The sequence below is a fragment of the Psychrobacillus psychrodurans genome (assembly GCF_050209195.1).
Taxonomy (GTDB): Bacteria; Bacillota; Bacilli; order Bacillales_A; family Planococcaceae; genus Psychrobacillus; species Psychrobacillus psychrodurans.
Map to the genome: position 1 here is coordinate 2,494,602 of NZ_CP189791.1, position 23,860 is coordinate 2,518,461.

20 protein-coding genes and 1 other annotated feature are annotated in these 23,860 nt (G+C 36.3%); of the genes, 6 read left to right on the forward strand and 14 right to left on the reverse strand.

The window, feature by feature from the left end; all coding sequences use genetic code 11:
* Positions 1–11: 11 nt before the first annotated feature.
* The 3 genes from pheT to ACQCPR_RS12085 form a co-directional block, all read right to left on the reverse strand.
* Positions 12–2,423 carry a phenylalanine--tRNA ligase subunit beta gene (pheT, locus tag ACQCPR_RS12075; protein ID WP_340930089.1) on the reverse strand — a complete coding sequence of 804 codons (2,412 nt, stop codon included), beginning with the start codon at positions 2,421–2,423 and terminating at the stop codon, positions 12–14.
* Positions 2,424–2,436: 13 nt separating this feature from the next.
* Positions 2,437–3,474, reverse strand: a complete 1,038-nt coding sequence (gene pheS / locus ACQCPR_RS12080) for a phenylalanine--tRNA ligase subunit alpha (RefSeq protein WP_090564168.1) — start codon at positions 3,472–3,474, stop codon at positions 2,437–2,439.
* Positions 3,475–3,596: 122 nt separating this feature from the next.
* Positions 3,597–3,829 (reverse strand) — a binding site (T-box leader).
* A gap of 101 nt (positions 3,830–3,930) precedes the next feature.
* Complete coding sequence (locus tag ACQCPR_RS12085; RefSeq protein WP_090564170.1) at positions 3,931–4,695, reverse strand: TrmH family RNA methyltransferase; 765 nt, start codon at positions 4,693–4,695, stop codon at positions 3,931–3,933.
* 89 nt (positions 4,696–4,784) lie between these two features.
* On the opposite strand from ACQCPR_RS12085, the gene sspI reads away from it, so the two are divergent.
* The 3 genes from sspI to ACQCPR_RS12100 all read left to right on the forward strand — a co-directional run bounded on the left by sspI (position 4,785) and on the right by ACQCPR_RS12100 (position 7,631).
* Positions 4,785–4,994, forward strand: a complete 210-nt coding sequence (gene sspI / locus ACQCPR_RS12090) for a small acid-soluble spore protein SspI (protein WP_090564172.1) — start codon at positions 4,785–4,787, stop codon at positions 4,992–4,994.
* Between the two features lie 251 nt (positions 4,995–5,245).
* Positions 5,246–6,640, forward strand: coding sequence for an FAD-binding oxidoreductase (locus ACQCPR_RS12095; RefSeq protein WP_427137121.1), 1,395 nt, complete (start codon positions 5,246–5,248; stop codon positions 6,638–6,640).
* Position 6,641: 1 nt separating this feature from the next.
* Positions 6,642–7,631: a bile acid:sodium symporter family protein gene (locus ACQCPR_RS12100; protein WP_090564176.1), complete on the forward strand. Its 990-nt coding sequence runs from the start codon at positions 6,642–6,644 to the stop codon at positions 7,629–7,631.
* Between the two features lie 302 nt (positions 7,632–7,933).
* Here the strand turns inward: ACQCPR_RS12100 and argF are convergent, their stop codons facing one another.
* From argF to ACQCPR_RS12125, 5 genes are all read right to left on the reverse strand, one after another.
* Entirely contained in the window at positions 7,934–8,899 is a 966-nt protein-coding gene (gene argF / locus ACQCPR_RS12105; RefSeq protein WP_427137122.1) for an ornithine carbamoyltransferase, read from the reverse strand.
* A gap of 378 nt (positions 8,900–9,277) precedes the next feature.
* Entirely contained in the window at positions 9,278–11,284 is a 2,007-nt protein-coding gene (locus ACQCPR_RS12110) for a methyl-accepting chemotaxis protein (protein ID WP_340930098.1), read from the reverse strand.
* A gap of 620 nt (positions 11,285–11,904) precedes the next feature.
* Positions 11,905–12,993: a M42 family metallopeptidase gene (locus ACQCPR_RS12115; RefSeq protein ID WP_090564182.1), complete on the reverse strand. Its 1,089-nt coding sequence runs from the start codon at positions 12,991–12,993 to the stop codon at positions 11,905–11,907.
* Positions 12,994–13,073: 80 nt separating this feature from the next.
* Positions 13,074–14,972 carry a DUF2207 domain-containing protein gene (locus ACQCPR_RS12120; protein ID WP_340930101.1) on the reverse strand — a complete coding sequence of 633 codons (1,899 nt, stop codon included), beginning with the start codon at positions 14,970–14,972 and terminating at the stop codon, positions 13,074–13,076.
* Positions 14,973–15,040: 68 nt separating this feature from the next.
* A complete protein-coding gene (locus ACQCPR_RS12125; protein WP_340930103.1) occupies positions 15,041–15,526 on the reverse strand; it encodes a dUTP diphosphatase in 486 nt (161 codons plus the stop codon).
* Positions 15,527–15,619: 93 nt separating this feature from the next.
* Between ACQCPR_RS12125 and ACQCPR_RS12130 the strand changes: the two genes are divergently transcribed.
* The 3 genes from ACQCPR_RS12130 (at position 15,620) to ACQCPR_RS12140 (ending at position 17,808) form a co-directional block, all read left to right on the forward strand.
* Entirely contained in the window at positions 15,620–16,006 is a 387-nt protein-coding gene (locus tag ACQCPR_RS12130; protein ID WP_427137123.1) for a sigma-w pathway protein ysdB, read from the forward strand.
* Positions 16,007–16,610: 604 nt separating this feature from the next.
* On the forward strand, positions 16,611–17,132 hold the full coding sequence (locus tag ACQCPR_RS12135) for a hypothetical protein (protein WP_427137124.1): 522 nt from the start codon (positions 16,611–16,613) through the stop codon (positions 17,130–17,132).
* Positions 17,133–17,595: 463 nt separating this feature from the next.
* Positions 17,596–17,808, forward strand: coding sequence for a DUF6366 family protein (locus ACQCPR_RS12140; protein WP_427137125.1), 213 nt, complete (start codon positions 17,596–17,598; stop codon positions 17,806–17,808).
* 882 nt (positions 17,809–18,690) lie between these two features.
* Here the strand turns inward: ACQCPR_RS12140 and ACQCPR_RS12145 are convergent.
* From ACQCPR_RS12145 to dnaI, 6 genes are all read right to left on the reverse strand, one after another.
* Positions 18,691–18,975, reverse strand: a complete 285-nt coding sequence (locus ACQCPR_RS12145; RefSeq protein ID WP_090564196.1) for a DUF1294 domain-containing protein — start codon at positions 18,973–18,975, stop codon at positions 18,691–18,693.
* 62 nt (positions 18,976–19,037) lie between these two features.
* Positions 19,038–19,397: a 50S ribosomal protein L20 gene (gene rplT / locus ACQCPR_RS12150; protein ID WP_090564198.1), complete on the reverse strand. Its 360-nt coding sequence runs from the start codon at positions 19,395–19,397 to the stop codon at positions 19,038–19,040.
* Between the two features lie 46 nt (positions 19,398–19,443).
* The gene (gene rpmI, locus ACQCPR_RS12155) at positions 19,444–19,644 is read right to left on the reverse strand and encodes a 50S ribosomal protein L35 (protein WP_053588661.1); all 201 of its coding nucleotides are present in this window, start codon (positions 19,642–19,644) and stop codon (positions 19,444–19,446) included.
* 30 nt (positions 19,645–19,674) lie between these two features.
* Entirely contained in the window at positions 19,675–20,196 is a 522-nt protein-coding gene (gene infC / locus ACQCPR_RS12160; RefSeq protein WP_211896192.1) for a translation initiation factor IF-3, read from the reverse strand.
* 296 nt (positions 20,197–20,492) lie between these two features.
* Entirely contained in the window at positions 20,493–22,421 is a 1,929-nt protein-coding gene (gene thrS / locus ACQCPR_RS12165) for a threonine--tRNA ligase (RefSeq protein WP_427137126.1), read from the reverse strand.
* A gap of 491 nt (positions 22,422–22,912) precedes the next feature.
* A complete protein-coding gene (gene dnaI, locus ACQCPR_RS12170) occupies positions 22,913–23,851 on the reverse strand; it encodes a primosomal protein DnaI (RefSeq protein WP_427137127.1) in 939 nt (312 codons plus the stop codon).
* Positions 23,852–23,860 lie beyond the last annotated feature (9 nt).

A 23,860-nucleotide genomic window follows, 5' to 3' on the forward strand; every position in this document is an offset into this window, starting at 1 on the left:
ACTTTTACTTATTATCCTCTTAATTCCGCTCCCGCTTGCTCCGCAAGTGCTTTTAATACTTTGTTATGAGCGTTTACTACTTCTTCGTCCGTAAGGGTACGTTCTGGATCAAAGTATGTTAGGGAGAATGCAACCGACTTTTTGCCTGGCTCCATTTTTTCTCCTTCGTATAAATCGAATAGATGTACACCTTTTAATAATCTACCACCAGATAATTGGATAATTGCTTGAAGTTCCCCAGTTGCTTTTTCACTATCTACAACTAAGGCAATATCACGTGTAATAGAAGGGAATTTAGATACTGGTGCATAATACAATGCTTCTACTTCTTTATTTAGAACTTTTGCTAAATCCATTTCCAACACATACGTTTCTTTTAAATCACGATCTTTTTGCTCAGATGGGTGTAATTGAGCGATTAATCCGATTTTTTCTCCAGACAATTTGATAGAAGCTGTGCGTCCAGGATGTAATCCATCTACTACTGCACGTTCAAATGTAAGCCCACTTGTATGTCCGAGAAGCTCCATTAATCCTTCTACAATTCCTTTTAGTACAAAGAAATCAACTGCTTTTTTCTCACCTTGCCAGCTATGGTCTAACCATTTACCAGAGATTACCGCTGCTAGATGTTCTTGTTCATGAGGTAATCCAGAATCAGTTTCACCTAAGAAAACAGAGCCTACTTCATACAGTGCTACCGTATCTGCTTGACGGGCTGTATTATACGTAACAGCTTCTAGTAAATGCGGGATTAAACTTTGGCGAAGTATGCTTCGTTCTTCACTCATCGGCATTAACAACTCTGTTACCGTGGCTGTTTCTAACGCAAATTTTTGAGACATTTCTTTAGAAGTTAATGAATACGTAATTGCTTGATATAAACCAGCACCTTCTAAGTATGCACGTACTTGACGACGTTTTGCTTGATAAGACGTTAGTCCACCTGGTTTGGATTCCTCAACTGGTAATGTCATTGGAATTTCATCATAGCCGTACATACGAGCAATTTCTTCTATTATATCTTCTTCAATTTTAATATCCTGGCGTCGAGTTGGTGCTTTAATGTACAAGAGACCATTTGCTGCTTGGTAATCAAATTTTAATCGAGTTAAAATAGATGTCATGTCCTCTAAGGAAATCTTCATACCTAAACGGTTGTTGATGAAGTCCGGAGATACAACTACTTCAGCAGGAGTTTTGTCTAGCTCATCGACGATCACAGAACCAGCTAGCACTTCTCCTCCTGCAAGTTCTGCAAGAAGACTTGCTGCACGCTCTGCTGCAAGAATTACGCGGTTTGGATCGACCCCCTTTTCAAAACGTGCACTCGCATCACTGCGTAAGTTATGGTCTTTCGATGTTTGACGAACAGAACCACTTACAAAGTACGCTGACTCTATGACAACAGTTGTTGTGCCATCATGAACTTCTGAATTTGCTCCACCCATCACTCCGGCAATTGCAACAGGTTCATTGCCATTTGTTATAACTAAATTATTCGATTTCAATGTACGTTCCTGGTCGTCAAGAGTAACAATTTTTTCCCCGTCACCTGCAAGTCGCACTACAATCTCATTTGTTTCCAGACGATCATAGTCAAATGCATGAAGAGGTTGACCATATTCCATTAATACATAGTTCGTAATATCTACTACATTATTATGTGGACGAACACCGGCTGCCATTAAGCGATGCTGTAACCAAAGTGGAGACTCTTTCACTTGTACATTTTTCACTACTTTAGCAATATACATTGGATTTTCTTCAATTGCTTCTACTGTTAGTTTTAAGAAATCCGTTGCTTTTACCTTACTTGCTGTATATGCTGCTTCTGGATATTTCATATCCTCAGATAAAATTGCTCCAACTTCATATGCAACACCAAGCATGCTCAATGCATCCGAACGATTTGGTGTTAATCCAAGTTCCAAAACAATATCATCTAAACCTAAAAGTGGAAGAACACTCTCCCCAGGAACAGCTGTTTCCGGAAGAACATAAATACCATCAGCATATGCTTTAGGAACAAGGCGACCTTCAATTCCCAGTTCTTGAAGGGAACAAATCATTCCGTTCGATTCTTCCCCACGAAGCTTCGCTTTTTTAATCTTCATACCACCAGGAAGTACTGCTCCTGGACGAGCAACGATTACTTTTTGCCCTGCTTCTACATTTGGTGCTCCACAAATAATTTGTGTAGTTTCTTCACCAACATCTACCTGACAAATATTCAATTTATCTGCTTCTGGATGCTTCACTTTTTCTTTCACATATCCTACAACAACATTTGTCATTCCATGAGAACGATCAAGCACTGCATCTACTTCAATACCTGCACGTGTGATTTTCTCCCCTAAATCTTTCGGATCTAATCCTTGTGTGTTTACATACTCTGATAACCATTTCGTCGATACTAACATGTCAAATTCCTCCTTACACTTCTGTTCGGTGGAATTGCGATAAGAAACGCACATCATTCGTATAGAAATGACGAATATCTTCCACTCCATATTTCAACATTGCAATACGTTCTGGTCCCATACCAAATGCAAATCCAGATAGCTTTTTAGAATCATAGCCAGCCATCTCTAAAACGTTCGGATGAACCATCCCAGCACCTAAAATCTCAATCCAACCTGTTTTCTTACAAACGTTACAGCCATCGCCACCACATTTAAAGCAAGAAATATCCATTTCCACTGAAGGCTCTGTGAATGGGAAGAAGCTTGGACGTAGACGAATTTCACGGTCATCCCCGAACATTTTCTTCGCAAATACAGAAAGAGTACCTTTAAGGTCACTCATGCGAATATTTTCACCGATTACAAGTCCTTCAATTTGTGTAAATTGATGTGAATGAGTCGCGTCATCATTATCCCGGCGATATACTTTACCTGGGCAAATAATCTTAATTGGTTGGCCTTCTTTCGCTTCCATCGTACGTGCTTGAACTGGAGACGTATGAGTACGCAATAGAATATCCTCTGAAATATAGAAAGAGTCTTGCATATCACGAGCTGGATGACCTTTTGGTAAATTCAGGGCTTCGAAATTATAATAGTCTTTTTCTACTTCTGGACCTTCCGCAATTTCATAACCCATGCTTATAAATAAATCCTCAATCTCCTCCACTACTCGAGTTAGTGGATGATGATTCCCCATTTTTACTGGACGACCTGGTAGTGTTACATCAATTGATTCTTTTTCTAGTTGTTCATTAATTGCTTGTTCTTGAAGCAATGTCATACGTGCCTCTAATACAGTCGTTACCTCTTCACGAACAACATTTACTAACGCCCCCATTTTCGGACGTTCCTCCGCAGGAAGTTTACCCATTCCTTTTAGTAAATCCGTAATGGGTCCTTTTTTTCCTAAGTAGGCAACACGCACGTCATTAAGTTCTTTAACGCTCGCTGAAGCTTCAATTTTTTGTAGTACTTCTTCTTTTAACTGTTGAAGTTGTGCTTCCATTTTCCTGATCTCTCCTTAATCAAATTCACCTTATCTAAATGGACAACATATTTTGCACCTTATCTTGCTATTAAATATTCTTTTACAAAATATGAGACAAAATAAAAAATCCCCGCCCCTATAAAAGGGACGAGGACTAATTTCGCGGTACCACCCTGATTATTGCACAAAGATAAGTGCAATCACTCAATTCGACTAACGGCTCTACACCGGCTCACCTTTACAGCAATTGCTGGTCCCGGTGGCAGCTAGCGGGGTGAACTTCTATATGCATTCTCTATTTACACTTTCAGTCAAGGTGTAAAATTCCTGTTTTCAAATTAACATATATACTTTTCCCGATGACAGCTTTTATATATTAGATTACATCTATTATACGGACTTTTTAATTTTTCTTCAAGTCTGATTTATTTTTATACATATACAGAATTAATTACAGCATAATGATTTTATATATTATTTTAAAGTAAGACCATACAACAGAATACCCGTAGCAACTGCAACGTTTAATGATTCTGCTTGTCCCAATAAAGGAACGATAATATTTTGATCGGTCTGCCCGAGAAGTTCCTTATTAATCCCACTTCCTTCATTTCCTACGATTAGCGCAAATGTTTCTTCTTTTTTAACTTCATTATATGGTGTAGAATTTTCAAACGCTGTACCAAATACGGTTACTTTTCGTTCTTTCAATTTTTCTACCCATTCAGAGAGATTACCTTTAATAATTGGCAAATGAAAATGAGATCCCTGTGCAGAACGCAACGTTTTGGAATTATAGGCATCTGCAGATCCTTTCCCAAGAATAACAGCATCAAGACCAGACGCATCTGCTGTCCGAATCATTGTGCCAATATTCCCTGGATCCTGTACAGCATCTATTAATAATATGCGATTCCAGTTAACATGCTCTTCTTCATTCACAGTTTGTTGCTTGCAATGTGCAAATATACCTTGCGTATGTTCTGTTTCGGCTAACTCTTTTTTTATCAAATCATTTATTTCTACAACTTCCATATTTTTTATATCCCAATTTCCAGGAACTTCCGCTGTATCACTTATCATAATGGTAAGTACATTTTCTTTTTGCTTAATTGCTTCTTCTACTAAATGATATCCTTCTATAATGAATTCGCCTGTTTTGTCGCGTTCTTTTCTAACACTTAATAATTTTTTCCAATGCTTTACTAAAGAATTTTGCGGAGATTCAATTCGTTTCATGTATATGTAACCGCCTTTTTTATTTTAGTGTAACAAAATCATGTATAGCTTGCGAGAGTTTGGGGAAGATAATTACAAGGAGTGATTAAATGGATTTTCAAATAAGAGAAGCTATTACAGCAAATATGAAAGGTCATACCGCAACAGATATTCGAGGTGTAGTAGAAGATGCTATCCAAAGAGGCGAGGAACACTTACTACCTGGATTAGGTGTTTTCTTTGAAAAATGGTGGAATATGACAGATGAATCGAACAAACAATCCGTATTAAGTGAATTAGCAACTGCATTCGCAAAATGAGAAAATCCCGTGAAGAAATGGAATTCTTCACGGGGTTTTTCAATTTTCAATAATTTTTTCAAGAATCACTAAAACGCTTACAATATTGTCGTACGGCCTTCTCCCCAAATATACAATATATTAAATTGCGTTTATATCCAAAAATTACAATAATAAAAGTTTGCCTTTTTATAATTACTGCTTATAATTGTTTTATTGGAATCATTTTAAATATTCTAATAAATTATCAATATATTAAAGAGGCGAATAAAATGAATACATCCATTGAAATTACTTTAAGTGAATTAAAGAAATTTTTAAACGAAGAGCAGATTTCAGTCAATCTGACTGTAAGAGAATTACATAGTAAAGATGAGTCTTATCATGAAGTAAGTCTACCTGACATAGTAGTGTTTCCCAAAGAAACGGATGAGGTTAGTCAAATTTTGAAGACTGCAAATAATCTACATATACCTGTCGTTCCATTTGGACGCGGTTCAAGCCTAGAAGGTCATGTAATTCCCTATGATAATGGAATTACAATCGATTTTTCATTAATGGACAAAATATTGGAAATCCGTGAAAACGACCTGCTAGTCAAGGTGCAACCTGGTGTAACTCGAACACAATTAAACAAGGAGCTAAAAAAATACGGATTATTCTTCTCTGTAGATCCTGGAGCAGATGCGACACTTGGTGGTATGGCAGCAACAAATGCTAGTGGCACAACGACGGTTAAATACGGTGTGATGCGTGATCAGGTACGTGATTTAGAAGTTGTCCTAGCGGATGGCACTGTTATACATACTGGAAATCTTGCAGCTAAATCAGCTTCTGGGTATCATTTGAATGGTTTATTTGTTGGTTCTGAAGGGACACTTGGTTGTTTTACAGAATTAACCTTAAGAGTATACGGGATACCTGAATTCACAACAGCAGCTCGAGCTGTCTTTCCGACAGTTCAAAACGCTGTAGAAGCTGTCACTTCTATTTTACAGGCAGGAATACCAATCGCTCGCGTGGAACTGGTCGACGAAGAATCTATTCGACAAGTTAATCGTTTTAGTGAAACGAATTATGCAGAGAGACCAACCTTATTTTTAGAATTTGACGGCAATGAAGCAGGTTTAAAACAAGATGTAGAGTTTACAAAAGAAATAATGGAAGATCACAGCTGCGAAGAAATCCAATTTGAAACAGATAATACAGCACGTACTAAGCTATGGGACGCAAGACATAACTTAGCGTATGCGTATATCCATGGGAATGTCGGTAAAAAAATGATGGTTACTGATGTGTGTGTACCAATCTCTGAACTAGCCGATGCTGTGGTTTTTGCACGTAAGGAATTAAATTCACTTGATCTTATTGGAGGTCTTACTGGTCATGTAGGAGATGGTAATTTCCATGCAATAATAATGATTGATATGAATGATGCGGAAGAAGTTGCTAGGGCAGACAGTTTTAATGAAAAAATAGTGCATTATGCAATCGATCGTAACGGCACTTGTACAGGAGAGCATGGCGTTGGTATTGGTAAACAAAAATACCAAGCATTAGAGCACGGTGCTGCTTTACAGGTAATGGAAAAGATTAAAATAGCTCTTGATCCTAACAATATTTTAAATCCACAAAAAATCGTAAAAATAGAAAGTACTGGTGAATAAGATGAAAGTATTGGAATCTATCAGTAATTTGGCAGGCAAATATTTTGCACTACTTGTAATTGTCGTAGGAGTAATTGCATTTTTAGTTCCAGAAACGTTTTTACCAATCAAGGGTTATATTACAATTTTACTAGGTGTTGTTATGTTTGGTATGGGTCTCACCTTAAAGGCAGTCGATTTTAAATTAATCGCAACACACCCTAAACCTGTTATCATCGGTGTTATAGCGCAATTTGTCATAATGCCACTTATTGCTTTTACAATTGCTTATATATTAAATTTACCTAGTGAGTTAGCCGCGGGGCTAGTACTACTCGGTTCAGTCCCTGGAGGAACTGCTTCTAATGTAATGGTTTATTTAGCAAAAGGAAACGTGCCACTTTCGATTACAATGACATCTTTTTCAACACTGCTTGCTCCATTATTAACACCAGCATTATTACTTTTATTTGCTGGACAGTGGATGCCTGTAAATGCAGTTGAAATGTTTATATCAATTGTTCAAGTCATAATTTTCCCAATCGTACTTGGATTAATCGTGAAAAAATTGTTTCCAGTTGCCGTTGAGAAAAGTACAAATATTGTCCCTTTAATATCCGTGTTGGCAATAATAACTATTGTTTCAGCTGTTGTTGCAGGAAATGTAAATAATATCGCTTCAGCTGGTTTGTTAGTATTTTTAGGAGTATTTTTGCATAATGGAGCAGGTTTATTACTTGGCTATTATACCGCAAAACTTCTGGGATTATCTGAGCTGGATCGTCGTGCTATATCTATTGAAGTAGGTATGCAAAACTCTGGTTTAGGTGTTGCTTTAGCAGGTACTCACTTAGGGCCACTTGCAGCACTTCCAAGTGCATTAGGTGCTGTATGGCATAATATTTCTGGACCGATTTTAGCAACGTACTGGTCTAAGCGTCCAGTGAAAGAGGAAGTGAAAGAAAACGTAGTTGTTTCTATTGATAGTACAACTAAAGCCCAAGTTGAATAAACTTGTTTATTTGGAGTAGAGTGCTCGTCGCTCTACTCTTTTTTATGTTCAAATGAGGAGATTTTGGCAATACATATTGTAATTCTAATCTATGTATCTAAATGTAAGTAGGATATAGAAATAGTGTAATTTAAACTTCACATACCTAGACTTACTTTTTAAAAATAATAAAGAGTGATTCAGCGTCTCCCGAATCACTCTTCCTATGTAGTGATGAAGTTATCCATCTTGATACACGACATCACTATAAATAATTCCAAACAAAGAGACAGACCCTGTCTACATTCATTTGTGATACAAATTTAAGCCATTACTGATGCAAGTATTGCTTTTTGTGCATGCAAGCGATTTTCAGCTTGTTGGAAAATATACGAGTTCGGACCATCAATCACAGAGCTGGCAACCTCTTCTTCACGATGGGCCGGCAAGCAATGTAAAAACATATAATCTTTTTTTGCATTAGCAACTAATTCATCATTGATTTGATAGTTTTTAAAATCAGCAAGTCTCTTAGTTGTTTCCTCTTCTTGCCCCATCGATGTCCATACATCCGTATATACAACATCTGCATTTACAACCGCTTCTACAGGATCATTAGAAACGAACAGCGAGCCACCATTTTTTAGAGCAAGATCATTAGCCTTTTCTAGTATTTGCATGTCAGCTTCATAGCCAACTGGAGTTGCCACGGAAATATGCATCCCCATATGAGCTGCAGCTATTACTAGTGAATGCGCAACATTGTTTCCATCACCGATATATGCAAGTTTGAGTCCAGAAGTGTATCCTTTTACTTCATGAATCGTTAAAATGTCAGCAAGTGCTTGGCATGGATGGAAAATATCTGTTAAACCATTAATGACAGGAATACTGGCATGTTCAGCAAGCTCTTTAACCATTTCATGGGAATTTGCACGAATCATGATTCCATCTAAGTAACCAGACAAAACATGACCTGTGTCATATACAGATTCACCTCGACCGATCTGTAAATCACGCGCGTTCATGAACATACCGTTACCACCTAATTGCTTCATACCTACTTCAAAGGAGATTCTTGTACGGGTTGAATGTTTTTCAAAAATCATGCCTAACGTTTTACCTTCTAGTAATGGAGGACATTTTCCAGCTTTCGTCAAAGCCTTCAACTCAACTGCCAACTGGATTAAATCGCTAACTTCCTCCTTTGAGTAATCTAAAAGCGTTAGTAAGTCTTTCCCTTTTAAGCTATCCACTACCTTTAAATTCACCCATTCGAGTAACTTCATCTAAAAAATCTCCTTTTCCGTATATTTATGTAATACATATTATATTATTGGATAAATATTAAGTCAAGTGAATTATTATACAAACAATAAAAATTCATTTTTATTTACATACATTTGAAATGACTGACCCAAAAATACTTTTATTATATTTCCTCTGTAATTCCATATAAAACGTAGTATTAAATTGCATATCCATTTACATATATATGCATACAGACGTTTATTGTATACACTGTTTGGTATTAGGGTTTGGTTGACACCATTGATACATATATATAAAGAAAAAAAACCTCATGCGTATCCAGAATTAGTACATTTTCATGTACTAATAAATTCGCATGAGGAATATTCAACTTAATTTATATGAACTTCTTTTTATTATACTTGAAAGCGATTTACGGCCTCTGTTAATTTGTCGCTTAGTTCTGTCAATGTTTCAGATGCACTAGCTACCGATTGAATAGCACGAAGTTGTTCATCGGAAGAAGCACTCACTTCTTCACATGCAGCAGCCGTTTGTTGTGATGTAGCTGCCATCATTTGGATTGTATCTACCACTTGTTCCTTGTAATTAGATACTTGTTCTATTTCATTAGATACTTCGTCGATAGAAGTTTGCATAGAGGACATAAGCTCCGATATTTCCTTAAAGGTCATTTCTGTATCAACCACTACCGTCCCCTGACTTTGGAAGGTTTCTCTCGTTTCATTCATTTGTTCGCTTACTAAAGCTGATTCCTGTTGTAATTCAAGAATGGTCTTTTTAACATCTACTGTTGCTTTAGCTGACTGTTCCGCTAATTTCCTAACTTCATCTGCAACTACCGCAAAACCTTTACCATGTTCACCCGCTCTTGCTGCTTCAATACTTGCATTTAAAGCAAGTAAGTTTGTTTGTGCAGAGATTTCCATGATTGTTTCCATTACTCCACCTATTGCCTTTACTTTACGTTCTAGCGTATTAACAACGCTACCCATAGAAGTCAAATTTGTTTCCCAACTATTAAAGGAGTTTTTCAATTCACGCATCTGATTTTGGCCATTGATATTAATTTCACTGGCTTTCTTGGCAATAGTCGTCATTTTATGCGATTTCTCACTGATCAGATTGATCTGATCACTTAAATGAACTGAGTTATTTGTAACTTCTTCTGCATCCTCTGCTGATTTTAAAGCACCTTCCGCTATTTCTTCAATAGCAACAGATACCTGTTCTGCTGAAGCGGTAGTTTCCTCTGCTACTGCACTTAAACTTTCTGAGTTGGATTGTACATGATTAGCTGAGTCTTTTACTACACCAATTATGTTATGCATGCTATCCGTCATTTTGTTGAAGTTATTTGCTAATTGACCTATTTCATCGGTAGTATCAACTTTCGCATGAACTGTTAGATTCCCTTCGGCTACCTGATCCATTAGTTTTTTCAATTGCTCAATAGGCTGTATTAGACGTTTTGTTACAAAGTAAAGAGAAATAAACATGAATATCATAATAGCTAATGCAATCATTATAATTACATTACGAATGCTATCAGCAATCTGATTTATATTATCCTGTTCATAAACTGCTCCTACTTTCCAATCTAACCCTGGGAGAGTTGTGAATACGGATATTGTTGACATCCCGTCAGTAGAATCGCGAATTACCCCTTCCTCCTCGGTACTCGCTAGCATTTTATTTATAAATGTATAGTTAGATAAGTTTTCACCTGCTAACGTAGGATGTGCAATGGCCGTTCCATCTTCCTCCATAATAATAGGATACCCATCAAATCCTAGCTCACTTTCAGATATAGTATTTGTCAGTTGTGATAGTAGGATATCAATACCGATAACTCCCATAACCTCTCCATTTACCACAACCGCTTTAGAACCAGTAATCGTATACGTTTTAGTTATTTCATCCATATATGGTTTTGACCAAACAAACTCTTCCTTGCTCGCAAGTCCATTTTGATACCACTCTCTTGATGTAGGATCAAAGTCTGCTGGTAAATCTGCCGCTGGATAAATTTCTAAATGTTTACTAGGTAACGCATAGTAAATAGCTGAAGTTGCATCATATACAGACGAGAATTCTTTAAACTTGTTAGATAATTCTTGTTGAAGCGGAGCCTTTGCATCTTCCTCTGCATTTATATATTCATTATAAAATTGTACAATCTCGGAGGATTTAGACATTTGTTCCACAGCACTTTCATAAGAACCCAGGTAAGTGTCAATTGTGGAAGACATACCATTAACCACTACTTGACTTTGTTCGATTAAACTTTCTTCCGTTTTGTCACTAACCATTAATGTACTGATTACACTTAAAGCAGACATACTAATAATTATCAGGACCATTACGGTAATAATTATTTTCCATTTTACTGAATTTCTCATGTTAAATCATCCTTCTAAATTGAATTTTACATATCTAGTAACTAAAAGTTCAGACAACTCATTATAACAGGAAAATTCAGTTTAGAAATAAAAAATTGAATACATTTTCACACATAGATTCACGAATTAAAAGTACTTTTTCCCCATAATTGTTGTTATTTTTATGATTTACTATTATTATCTATAAAATATAGGTATATAGACTCTTACATTACTTAAAACGGCTTAATATATATCTACTTTGTAGAATAAATTAGATATTTCAATTTAACGAACACATTAAATCTATATAAAGGAAAAGGCTGGGACAGAAGTAGAAATTTTATTGGATAAGGAGAGAGAGCTTTACTAAATAATGGATATTTAATAAAATTGATTGGAATGGAGGGGCGACTCCTAAGGGAATAGCATGACGCCTGAGACTACAGGCTCAGGCAACGCCCGTGGAAAGCGTACCTGGAATGGAAATCAATTTTGTGCACAGCAAAAAAACAGCATTTTTCTCACAGAGAAAAATGCTGTTTTTGGGTTCTGTCCCAGCCTCAGTTAAAATGATAATTTAATACCGTAAATGAGGGGATGAGTAAATCATACCTCACTCATTTCTTCTAAGTTATGAATTAACTAAAAGTAATTTTATTTACTGCATCACGATCTAATTTCTTTATCACTTCCACAATTAATTTCACCGTGTTTTCGTAGTCATCTCTATGCAAAATTCCTGCATGAGAATGTATATATCGCGTCGCTACACCAATTGACAGCGAAGGAACACCATTAACAGAAATATGCATAGAACCTGCATCAGTTCCTCCACCTGGTATCATTTCAAATTGGTAAGGAATATTATGCTCGTCTGCAGTATCTGTTACAAAATCACGTAAACCTTTATGAGAAACCATGGAAGCATCAAATAATACGATTTGTGGTCCCTCACCCATTTTACTTGTCGATTCTTTTGCAGTAATACCTGGAGTGTCACCAGCTACACCCACATCTACAGCAAAGCCGATATCTGGTTTTATTTTATTAGTAGTTGTTTTAGCACCTCGAAGGCCTACCTCTTCTTGAACATTACCTACTCCATAAACGACGTTTGGATGTTTTTCATCCTTTAATGCTTTTAATACATCCACTGCGATTGCACAACCTATACGGTTATCCCACGCTTTTGCTAATAGAAGTTTTTCGTTATTCATTACAGAAAACTCAAAATAAGGAACTACCATATCTCCTGGTAATACGCCCCATTCCATTGCTTCTTCTTTAGATGATGCACCTATATCAATGAACATATCCTTTATATCCGCTGCTTTTTTACGTGCTTCTGCAGACAGTATATGAGGAGGTTTAGAACCGATAATACCAGTTATATTATCTCCTTTACGAGTGACAATTGTTACCCGCTGTGCAAGCATTACTTGAGACCACCAACCACCAACTGTTTGGAAGCTCAAAAATCCTTTGTCATCGATTTTTGAAATCATAAATCCGACTTCATCTAAATGTCCAGCTACCATGATTTTAGGACCGTTCACATCTCCAACTTTTTCTGCGATTAAGCTACCAAGATTATCATATTCAATTTTATCTGCAAAAGGTGCAATGTACTTTTCCATCACTTCTCTTGGTTCACGCTCGTTACCAGGAATCCCTTTAGCATCCGTCAATTCCTTTAACATCGTCAATGTTTCATCTAGCTTTGGCATTATTTCGACCTCCTAAATATATGTACGATTTAATTATATTCTAAATTAATGACATTTTCAAAATTTGAGCCCACGATATTTCAATCAGCTCCCGCACCTCCACCGCCGTCTCCACCACCATCTGTTGAACCTCCTGAGTGAGAACTTCCTCCGTCTGATGAAGTGGAAACCTTAGTCCATGACCAAGACTTAGTAACATAATCTATGGGGTCTGTGCTTGCAAGTAATACGGCAGCAAATGGAACTGAAAACTCCTTCGTTGGTATATCTACATTTTTTTTACCTAGTAAATAAGATCTTACTACCCATTTTTCTTGCTCATTATTATTTAATGTATTTGGCATCCCATTTTTTAATTCTTTTCGATAGGAACGTACTGCATCCTTTGCACGGACTGCATTCATCGAAAGAATATTTCTTGGTGCAACAAAATATAAAATGATAACCATAAATAATAATCCAATTATTAAATTTACAACCTCTTCATTTGCAATAGAAGTAGTAAAGAAAAATAATAGAATAGCGTATATACTTAAAAATAATGTCGAACGTTTTTTTATCCATAAGATAACTAAAAAAATAATCGTAAATATGGCTATAATAGCCATAGCCGAATAGCTCTGTACATTTGCATAATAAGCGAACATAGTAATCAGCGAAAGCATTAGGATAGAAGCTGTAATGATTAGTAGGGGAATTTTTCTATTCATAGCTCCCGCCTCTTCTAACTCTTTTTCTACTAACTGATGCCACTCCGTTTTTTTCTTTTTAAAGACTTTTACTTTGCTATGAAAGAATGTGGAATTTTTATTATCTTTCGCAGCACCTGCAGCATCGTGTAAATGAAAAGCCCATTTTCTAGAGCCACTTCTAGTTGTAAATAGCCAACTAGTCATTTGCTTCTCAAAAACTGAAGTCGCGAGTTCGCCATTAGTAAGCCGGAAATCCAAGGTTTCTTCCGGCGCTTTTGGATCGTGTTTAAAACGAAGTGCAGACTTTGCATGTTTTACCTTAACAGCCCCTCTTTCTACTAATGAAAAGAGACCTGCAAGGAAGTCTTTAGTATTGGGGTTTCCGCATTTATCAACAAAAAACAAATACAATACATCCGTATTTAGAACTTCCTCACTATACCCCTTTCTCCAAAAATGTCTTTGCGGTAAGAAAAGAAGTAAGCATAAGATGATAATTAGTATTGTAAATGAGACTTTCGGTATGAATGAGATAAGTGTATCGATATAAGACAGTCTTTTATTCCATTTTTTCTGTTGTTCTATTTCATTAGCCAAAGCATCTTTATAGGGTATTGCAGCTTTAGTTTTTCCAGGTAATGCAATTAGGTCTGCAGGGAATATTAAACTAGTCTTCGTTTCAGTAAATGCTTTGGAAACAGGACTTGTAAATCGAATACCAAAAGTATTTTTCTCCGTTTTCACCTTTGCTTTATTGTACAAAACGCCTTCAAATGTATTTGTTTCAACTGTTTCGGGAAGAATATAATCTATAGTTACATTGGAATAATCCTGATCATGGTTGTCCCCTTCTTCAAAATAAACAACATCTAGCTCGTTATAATTATCATATACAGTGACACTATTTTTGAGCGTATAAGCATACAAAAATGACACTTGCCGATTACGTACTCCTATATTTGAAAAAAATGTATTATTATCTTGTGTCACTTGTAAGGGAGTCATCATAGCTTGATCAATAAACCCTGGTTCCAAGTTCAAGTCGGCTAACTCATAAGCATAAAATTGTTCTACGTCTTTACCATGTTCATTTGGAAAAGACCTATGCAATTTAGAGAAAGTCCCCTCAAAATTATAAGTAAATACTTCATTTACTAAAAGGTCCCCATTTGGTTGAATCCAAGATTTTATATGTATTTTATCAATGGAATAGGACTTTGCTTCTGCTACTATTCCAAAGGAAAGTGACAGGACAACTAATATTATAGATACAAGAAACTTTTTCATAGATTACACCACCGTTTTAATATGTATTGTTTTTTTACGGCTAGTCTACGAAAAAGTTTCACTCAAAATCAATAACCACTTTTTTGACGATCATAATTTGTTTGATTTTTTTCGATATATGCCTGTAAGACGTCCTCACTGCTAAACCCTAGTTTGTCCGCAATTGCCCCATACATTATCCACAGTTTTTCGTAGTGATTCTGAGTCGGTTCATTTAAGAATGTCAAAACGGATTCATTTGTGCCTATGAAAAGTGCAGTTAAATCTCCATCAATACTTTTATAAGGCCATTCCTCTAAATCTTCAAATCCTTTTTCTATACCTAACGATAATATAAAGTGAATAGAATCAACATACTCCTCTAAGATAACACTTCGTTCTGAAGGACCCTTTTCACTCCAGAATTTAAAGCATCTCGTCTCGTTTGCAAGTTCCGCAAGTTCAACTATTAGTGCCAACCCTTTTTTTACAAAAACATCCTCCGTAACTTGCTTGTTGGATTGTATATATTGGTCTAAAGCGCGCTGCATTGTAAAAAGTTTGTGTAAATTCATCATTTCCTCCAAATATTTTAATTTATTTTGAAACCAAACTACCTCTTCTATCGTATAGCAAGTACAATGTATTTTACAAGGAGGACATTTGAGATGTTCCATTTACTAAGACTGCTTATTTTGATACTTATCATATATGTTTTTTATAAAATTCTTCGCTACTTATTTGATCCTAAGCGTAAACTGGATGAGGCATATGAAAAAGAACAGTATTATTATTATGATGAGGTAAAAAATGTTCGTAAAAACTTCTTTATCACGTATAAAGGGATCCTATTTGAAGGAGAAAAATATTTAGGTACTACCGACCAAGCCTTCGAAGTCGTTTCTATCTTTATTTGGACAAAAGATCCAGCTAAATTACAGGGCTTTACAAAAGAAGACTTACGTTTCTTACAAAATGAAATTAAAATGAATTACCCAAATGCCAAAATAAACTGGAAAAGCCCTATTGAGCAATTAATGCGGGATGACAAGTGAAAATAAAACACGGTTAGTCGAGAGTTTTCGGCTAACCTTTTTGTAATTAATCGATAAAAAATATCAAATATTTAACTATAGGAAACACCCTACATGAATGTTGAAATTTCCGCATGCTTCGCTTGTAACCTTCAAGGATGGATCGCGATCGCTATCTTTCGTCCCTTCACCCCTTTTGAAGTCTCATTCTTTGCGCTCTTACGGCTCGTAATGCGCATATCCTAGGGACCACTGTGAGGTAGAATTTTTTTAATAGATCATCCACCAGATAATTGAAAGTATTGATGGATATATTTTCCGTTCCGCAAGTAAATAAGCTTCTTAAGCAAGTAAACTAACAGTCTGCACAAGTAATCTATGAAGGATGACAAGTAGGCTCCCAGTTCTCACAAGTAAATGAAATACAAGAGCAAGTATATGGTTTTGTATATGTAATTTCTCTCTTTTAATTATACTAGCCAATAGTGATTCTGGTAGATACAGGTAGATATAATCGGATGACCTAGGCAAGCCAGTACAAGTATGGATTAGTATTATTTCGGCTTCTTTACGGTTGTGTTGAATAAGTTAATATATGTATATTATTGAACAAAGGGGAAGAATGATGAAAGTATTTTATATTAGTTCACTTACTGTGCTCGGGCTATTGTTTTTATCAGGATGTACCAATCAACAAGTAGTTAATGATGCTAAGCAATCAGCAAAGCCTGATGAAGAAATAGAAAGTGACCATTCAAGTGTTAGCAAAAAAGAAACCTATACTGTTCCATTTAAGATAAGTGAAATTAAAAGTGATATTGCTATCTTAAATGATAGCGCTTTTGATACGCCTCTTAGAGGAGTAAGGTATGAGGTATCGTTGATTTCTAGAAAGGAACTCACAAATGAGGAAAGACTATCTATTAACTTTGAAGTTGTAACTGATTCTTCTATATTGAAAAAATCTTTGGGACCAATACAACCCTTGGGTTTAACAGACACACGTAATGGTTACTTATATACCCTTGTCTTTGAAACAATGTTTAGAGATTACTCCGAAGAAGAACTCGAAAAACTAAATAAAGAACGCAACTTTCAAATTTTCTTCAAATATGAAGGTGTAATTAAAAAAGTTGAGTTTTTATAATCCTTTTCAATTTCTCATGAAAATTAAAAAACTCTCAAAATCTATAAAATTGCATAACAAAAAGAGACTCAGAAAATTCTTTTTTTATCAACTCCCTTCTTCTTAAAATAAAGGCAGTCTGGTGCAATAACCAGAGTAGGATTAATCTCCCATGAGTGCTACACGAATAGAGTGCGACAGTCTTTGATACACCGTGGTTGTTGGAGTCAGACTAACAGATGGGCTCAATGGCACCAATGATCGACCTACTTCTCCAGCTGTAGTATCCTAACTCGTTTTCCCATTTTCATTCTCTGTGGTGTATCGCTGGTTTTGCGATACATGGATGGCTAACGGGTACTTTCGTAAAACATATGGCTACCTGCAAGAGTAGTTTTGCAATATTGACCTAACTTAGCAAGTTAGTAAAAGAAGGTGAATGCATAGAAATTAGAGAATATAGTACTCATAGGTGGTGTTAGGTTTGGATAATAGACAAGAAGCTCCAAATGAAAAAAGAGAAAGATTAAGACAACAAGAACTTCAAAAAAATTCTAGCGGTGCATTAAGGGATGGATTTAATAGAGGTGAAACTGGAAATCTCACTGATTTGACAGGTAGTATGGGTTGGAAAGGGACAGGAATATTAATTGTTGTTTTAATCGTTGGGTACGTCTTATATAAACTGTTTAGTTAAAGATTTTACCCAACCCTCTTCAATTAAAGGGTGCTTTAGCAAGAAGTGCAGAAACATGATAACTTCCAGAAACATATTGTGTTAATAGGTTTATTTTAATTTAGAAACGAGGGCAAATATGGTCAAGGTTGCGTATACCTTTGCAATTTCAGTAGTTTTTCTATTAATTCGTTTGATTCTTATTAGCAAATTTGACATAGTAAATGAGTTTTTCTTTATAATCGGAACCATAAGTGTCATTGTTCTATACTTTTTAAAAGATTTACCTTTACTCTTCTTTTCAATTACAAAGAGTTTTAATCAGAGAATAATCGCTTATTTACTGTCAGGAGTAATCACCACGTTATTATATACAATGCTTTATATAAATTTCAGTGAACTCGAAGCTACCTTATTTAAAGAGGTCCTTCTTCTTAGTTTAGAACTTCATATAGTTGCAGTTATCTTATATTATTTGCCTGTTGAAATATATATAAGTATTGGAAAAAAAGCTTTACTCCCACATAACAAAACTGTGTAAATTTTTTAAGTGGTTTCTTATAAATGGAGCATAAAAATAAATTCATTCTTCAATTAGACCAGCTAATAGTTTGTCAATATTTTTCACTAATCCTGGAATGTAGTTCTTTTCTTTAGCAAGGCATAAATCCAATGTAAGAGCTTAATTACACAGGCAATAACGGTTACCCTAAAGGCTTTTTCTTCTTCTCGTTTCGACCGCGTTAACTGAAATCATGTCATTGCTCAAAGCACACTGTTTCATAATTCCTATCTCTTTTAATAATTGGTCTTCAACGAGGCATCACTACTAGTGTCTTGTGCCAATTTTCACAAAACACAGGCACTTCTCCCGGAAATCAGAGCATACACAAAAAGACACCCCTATGCAATAATAGAGCTGTCTGTTGTTAATATGTAGAATATTAAGAAAGCATATAAGATCATTAACATTAAAAATCCAACACGAAAGTTCGTATGCTTTGTTTTATGGCGAAACATTTGCATTCCAATATATGCCCCAATTCCTCCACCTAATAGCGCGAATGTCCAAAGTGTTCTTTCCGAAATACGTTGCCCCTGTTTTCTTGCTTGTGATTTGTCGTATCCCATTACAAAAAAAGCGATAATCGACATGATTAATATGAAAATAAGAATAACGTTTGTCATACATATTAGGCCCCTTGTACAAAAAAAGCTGATAGAATCTCTATCAGCTTTTTTATCTTAAATTATTTTGCGATTGCTTTTTTTGCTGCATCTGCAAGTTGTGTAAATGCTTGAGAATCTGTTACTGCAAGATCCGCTAACATTTTACGGTTAACTTCGATTTCAGCTAATTTTAATCCGTGCATTAAACGGCTATAAGAAAGTCCGTTCATACGTGCAGCCGCATTGATACGTGTAATCCATAGTCTACGGAAATCACGTTTTTTGTTGCGACGGTCACGGTATGCATACATGAATGATTTCATTACTTGTTGGTTAGCAACTTTGTATAATGTATGTTTAGAACCGTAATAACCTTTAGCTAATTTTAATACTTTTTTACGACGACGTTTAGTTACTGGTGTGCTTTTTACGCGTGGCATGATTCATTACCTCCTGCTATTCTTTCGAATGATTGAATTTCTGTTATTATTTCATGTAAGTTAATAAAGTTTTGATACGTTTGTAATCGCCTGAAGATGCTACTTTAGTTTTACGTAGTTTACGTTTTGCTTTAGTAGATTTGTTAGCGAATAAGTGGCTTCCAAAAGCACGGTCATGTTTTAATTTTCCAGTCCCGGTTTTTTTGAAACGCTTTGCAGCTCCACGGTGAGTTTTCATTTTCGGCATGTCGAATTCCTCCTAAACAATTGTACTCTATTACTGTTTTTCGTTCTTTGGTGCAAGCACTAAGAACATACTACGGCCATCCATTTTCGGTTTTGACTCGATAGTGGATACTTCCGTACAAGCTTCTGCAAATCTATCTAAAACTCGTTGTCCGATCTCTTTATGAGTGATGGCACGACCTTTAAAGCGAATAGATGCTTTCACTTTATCTCCTTTTTCAAGGAACTTGATCGCGTTTTTCAATTTCGTTTGGAAATCATGTTCATCGATTGTTGGGCTCAAACGAACCTCTTTCATCACGATGATTTTTTGATTTTTACGAACTTCACGATCTTTCTTTTGCTGCTCAAATTTGAATTTACCATAGTCCATGATACGAGCGACTGGTGGCTTGGCTTGAGGAGCCACAAGGACAAGATCCAAATTTACACGACCTGCTATTTCAAGTGCTTCGTTACGTGTTTTTAATCCTAATTGATCACCATTCTGATCAATAACTCGTAGTTCGCGAGCTCGAATGCCATCGTTTACATACATGTCTTTGCTAATAATGATCCACCTCCAAATAGTGTCGCGAATACATGGTTTGGGCATAAATTCCGTAGAAACGAATAAGTTACGCCGTTTTAGATCCATAAAAAAAGCGGACAGACATATAGTATATGTCTGCCCGCCGATATGAGTACATGTAGTAACTACATGTTACAGTCGATCTTGTGCTTACCAGTCAACAACACTTGTAGGTGTCAAACAGGTGAGAAGCGGGCAGCCTCTTCTTATACCGCAAACTTGTATTCAATAACCTTATTAACTATATCATGCTGAAATAGGTATGTCAACAACCAAATCTATTGATGTGCTACTTCTTCTTTCAAACGTTCTAAGAACTCTGCAAAAGGAATGCTTTCTGATTTTTGTTCTCCGTATTTACGAACGTTGACATTACCTGCTTCTAGCTCTTTATCTCCTAGTACAAGCATGTATGGAACTTTTTGCATTTGTGCTTCACGAATCTTATAACCTAGTTTTTCTTCACGATCATCCATTTCAACACGGAAACCTGCCGCTACTAATTGCTCTTCTATTTGTTTAGCAAATTCAAAATGTACTTCATTGGAAACTGGAATGATTTCAACTTGAACAGGCGCTAACCAAGTTGGGAATGCACCTTTATATTCTTCGATTAAAAATGCTACAAAGCGCTCCATCGTTGAAACAACCCCGCGATGGATAACAACAGGACGATGCTGCTTGCCATCTTCACCAACATAATTTAAGTCAAAGCGTTCAGGTAACAAGAAATCTAGCTGAACAGTCGATAAAGTTTCTTCTTTGCCAATCGCTGTTTTCACTTGAACATCCAATTTTGGTCCGTAAAATGCCGCTTCATCTTCCGCTTCAAAGTAATCTAAACCAAGCTCGTCCATCGCTTCTTTTAACATGCTTTGTGCTTTTTCCCACATTTCATCGTTATCAAAATATTTTTCTTTGTTTTGAGGATCACGATAAGAAAGACGGAAAGAATAGTCTTCTAAGTTAAAGTCTTTATAAACCGAAATGATTAATTCTACAACTTTTTGGAACTCGGATTTGATTTGGTCTGGACGTACAAATAAATGCGCATCATTTAAAGTCATTCCGCGAACACGTTGTAATCCTGATACTGCACCTGACATTTCATAACGATGCATTGTCCCTAACTCTGCAATACGTAACGGAAGGTTTCTATAAGAATGCATACCATTTTTGAATACCATCATATGATGTGGACAGTTCATTGGGCGTAGTACCAATGTTTCGTTGTCCATTTCCATCGGCGGGAACATAGAATCTTGATAGTGATCCCAGTGACCAGAAGTTTCATAAAGCTCTTTCGAACCTAATACTGGAGTATATACATGTTTGTAACCTAATTTAAGCTCTTTATCTACAATATAACGCTCAATAACACGACGGATTGTCGCTCCATTTGGTAACCAAAGCGGTAAACCTTGACCAACTTTTTGAGAAGTTGTAAATAAATCTAGCTCTTTCCCAATTTTACGGTGATCACGTTCTCTTGCTTCTTCTAACATATTTAAATGATGAGTAAGCTCTTCTTTTTTAAAGAATGCAGTACCGTAAATACGTTGAAGCATCTTGTTATCACTATTTCCACGCCAGTATGCACCAGCAATGCTTAATAGCTTGAACTCTTTAAGTTTCCCAGTAGATGGAACATGAACTCCACGACAAAGGTCAAAGAAATCTCCTTGCTCATAAATAGAAACTTGTTCACCTTCAGGGATTGCTTCTAATAGTTCTACTTTGTATTCATCTTCTTTAAATTTATCAAAAGCAACTTGACGAGAAACATCGTGGCGAATGATTTCAATATTTTCATTAATTATTTTTTTCATTTCTTTTTCGATTAATGGTAAGTCTTCCGCAGTAATCGGCACTGGTGAGTCAATATCATAATAAAAACCATTTTCAATAACTGGTCCAATACCTAATTTAACATCTTTGAAAAGACGTTTAACTGCTTGCGCAAGTAAATGTGCCGAACTATGGCGCAAGATTTCTAGAGCCTCGTCGGATTCCGGAGTAATAATTGCGATGTCTCCATCCTCAGTGATTGGTGTTTTAAGGTCAATTAATACTCCACTTAATTTTCCAGCAAGTGCTTTTTTACGTAAGCCAGGACTTATCGATTGGGCAATTTCTTCTGTAGTTGTCGATACAGGGAATTCCTTTACTGCTCCATCTGGAAATTTCAATTTAATAATTTCTGCCATTTTGAACACTCCTTTATAATAAGAAAAGCACAAGCGCCTGTTTTAGCCCCGACAAGCGCTGAAAGCCAAATTGAAAGCATTCTTTTCGCTTTCAACCAAGAGACTGAAGCGACCTCGAGGGACTTGGCGCTGGAGCTAGACATTTAAAAAACAATAAAAAAACCCCATCCCTAAAAAGGGACGAGGTTCAAGTCGTGGTTCCACCCTTCTTCTGTCTATCCAATAGAAATGAAATAGACGAAGCTTTGCATCGGCTAACGGGCCGGTGACCGGTAATTGCTATATCAATTCACAATTACTGCTCGGAGGTGGTAAATCGATTGCCGATACTTAAGAAGCTTACAGCCATGGCTTCTCTCTCTTCAAAGTCGTACAAACTGAGTGTTGTCCTCTTCATTGCATTTACTTATTCTTATGGAAATGATTATACGTCACTGAAAATCCATTTGCAAGCTGAAATTCATTTTTTCGTGCAAGTTCTCTCTTATCCTTTAACTTTCCCTCCAGTTTTTCCCTTGTAGAGCAATCGGTGTCGTAAGAGCTCGAATTCGTTCCATGATTCGTCCAGCTTTTACAACTTCCTTTTCCCCGCGCTGCGTGAAGGACAAATGATGCTGCAACTCATCATAGTTGAAGTTAGAGGACATGAAAGTCGGTAGCTGCTCTGACATTCGATAGTGTAAAATTGTCCCTAAAATTTCGTCCCTGGTCCAGCTAGACATAATTTCTGCCCCAATATCATCTAACATTAAAACCGGAGCACGTTTGACGAATTCAATCTTCTCTGCTAATGACTGATCTTGAATTGCTTGTTTCATTTCCCTTAAAAATTCAGGTACATATACAACTACAGAATGAATATGTCTTGCCGCTAACTCATTTGCAAGTGCACCTAGCAAATACGACTTCCCTACTCCGAACATGCCATAGATATATAAGCCTTTTACTGGAAGTACATTTGTACGCTCCCATTCGTTAAGAAAGTCTTTAGCTGCACGGACTGCAACAACTCTACTGCCATCCTCTAAATCTACTCCTGCAAGACTAGCTTCCATAACTTCTTTAGGCATATGAATACTGTCGATCATAGAAATAACTTTCTTACGCTCGTCTTCAATAATGCCTCGTTTGCAGCGAATAAAATCATTATCTATCAGGTTTCGATCAAGGACTAGTTTAGGCTCATACCCTTTCATGTAATTCTGACATTGATCTAACGTTGGACAAGAGCCACAATCATGTGATTGAGATATAAATTCATATAGCTTACTCAAACTACGATCGACTATCTCCTTATTGATATCTGAGGCGTTTTCCTCCAGAAACTTCTGCACTCTAGCGTCTTCTAAGACTTCCTTTTTCATATCGTTTAGTCGAGTAGTAAATTCAGGTGATACAACTCTCTTGAGGGTTTCATTAATACGTTCCATACTTGTCAC

What these genes read in the sequence shown, in the direction of transcription:
- ACQCPR_RS12115 (WP_090564182.1), bottom strand. Translation starts at nt 12,993, where the DNA reads ATGCCAAAGCTAGATGAAACATTGACGATGTTAAAGGAATTGACGGAT.
- ACQCPR_RS12085 (WP_090564170.1), bottom strand. Translation starts at nt 4,695, where the DNA reads ATGAAACGAATTGAATCTCCGCAAAATTCTTTAGTAAAGCATTGGAAA.
- rplT (WP_090564198.1), bottom strand. Translation starts at nt 19,397, where the DNA reads ATGCCACGCGTAAAAAGCACACCAGTAACTAAACGTCGTCGTAAAAAA.
- ACQCPR_RS12135 (WP_427137124.1), top strand. Translation starts at nt 16,611, where the DNA reads ATGAAAGTATTTTATATTAGTTCACTTACTGTGCTCGGGCTATTGTTT.
- ACQCPR_RS12125 (WP_340930103.1), bottom strand. Translation starts at nt 15,526, where the DNA reads ATGAATTTACACAAACTTTTTACAATGCAGCGCGCTTTAGACCAATAT.
- pheT (WP_340930089.1), bottom strand. Translation starts at nt 2,423, where the DNA reads ATGTTAGTATCGACGAAATGGTTATCAGAGTATGTAAACACACAAGGA.
- thrS (WP_427137126.1), bottom strand. Translation starts at nt 22,421, where the DNA reads ATGGCAGAAATTATTAAATTGAAATTTCCAGATGGAGCAGTAAAGGAA.
- pheS (WP_090564168.1), bottom strand. Translation starts at nt 3,474, where the DNA reads ATGGAAGCACAACTTCAACAGTTAAAAGAAGAAGTACTACAAAAAATT.
- rpmI (WP_053588661.1), bottom strand. Translation starts at nt 19,644, where the DNA reads ATGCCGAAAATGAAAACTCACCGTGGAGCTGCAAAGCGTTTCAAAAAA.
- argF (WP_427137122.1), bottom strand. Translation starts at nt 8,899, where the DNA reads ATGAAGTTACTCGAATGGGTGAATTTAAAGGTAGTGGATAGCTTAAAA.
- ACQCPR_RS12110 (WP_340930098.1), bottom strand. Translation starts at nt 11,284, where the DNA reads ATGAGAAATTCAGTAAAATGGAAAATAATTATTACCGTAATGGTCCTG.
- ACQCPR_RS12100 (WP_090564176.1), top strand. Translation starts at nt 6,642, where the DNA reads ATGAAAGTATTGGAATCTATCAGTAATTTGGCAGGCAAATATTTTGCA.
- ACQCPR_RS12145 (WP_090564196.1), bottom strand. Translation starts at nt 18,975, where the DNA reads ATGACAAACGTTATTCTTATTTTCATATTAATCATGTCGATTATCGCT.
- dnaI (WP_427137127.1), bottom strand. Translation starts at nt 23,851, where the DNA reads ATGGAACGTATTAATGAAACCCTCAAGAGAGTTGTATCACCTGAATTT.
- ACQCPR_RS12130 (WP_427137123.1), top strand. Translation starts at nt 15,620, where the DNA reads ATGTTCCATTTACTAAGACTGCTTATTTTGATACTTATCATATATGTT.
- sspI (WP_090564172.1), top strand. Translation starts at nt 4,785, where the DNA reads ATGGATTTTCAAATAAGAGAAGCTATTACAGCAAATATGAAAGGTCAT.
- ACQCPR_RS12120 (WP_340930101.1), bottom strand. Translation starts at nt 14,972, where the DNA reads ATGAAAAAGTTTCTTGTATCTATAATATTAGTTGTCCTGTCACTTTCC.
- ACQCPR_RS12095 (WP_427137121.1), top strand. Translation starts at nt 5,246, where the DNA reads ATGAATACATCCATTGAAATTACTTTAAGTGAATTAAAGAAATTTTTA.